The following is a 361-nucleotide window of genomic DNA, read 5'->3' on the forward strand; positions in this document are numbered from 1 at the left end:
TGGCTGCGGGTTTTGCAGCTGCAGGTTTTGCGGCTGCAGGTTTGGGAGCAGGGGCTGCAGGTTTGGGGGCAGCGGCAGCTGCTTTCGGGGCAGAGGCTGCTTTCGGGGCAGGCGCAGCTGGTTTCGGGGCAGGCGCAGCTGCTTTCGGGGCAGGTGCCGGTGTTTTGGCTGACGCAGGTTTAGTAGAGCTTGCAGAAGCTGCAGGAGCTGCCGCAGCCTTAGGAGCTGCAGCCGGTGTTTTGGCTGTTGCCGGTTTCTTTTCCGCGGGTTTGGACCCGGAGGACCCGGATTTCTCGGGTTGCTTCTTCGGTGGCATCGTGACAAAGGATGGAGAAAGTGTTGCCACAATAGTCCAATGTTG

General features: G+C 60.7%; 2 protein-coding genes. Both read left to right on the plus strand.

The annotated features are described in order from the left end of the window. The coding region (locus tag F0L68_RS45640) for a hypothetical protein (protein ID WP_223199616.1) at positions 1–183 on the plus strand (183 nt) is incomplete at its 5' end. After that, positions 165–361, plus strand: a 197-nt coding sequence (locus F0L68_RS45645; protein ID WP_223199617.1) for a hypothetical protein, incomplete at its 3' end; no start/stop codon positions are given. The genes F0L68_RS45640 and F0L68_RS45645, both read left to right, overlap by 19 nt.

Origin of the sequence: Solihabitans fulvus (assembly GCF_008386585.1) — a bacterium.
In the GTDB taxonomy this organism is placed as follows: Bacteria; Actinomycetota; Actinomycetes; order Mycobacteriales; family Pseudonocardiaceae; genus Solihabitans; species Solihabitans fulvus.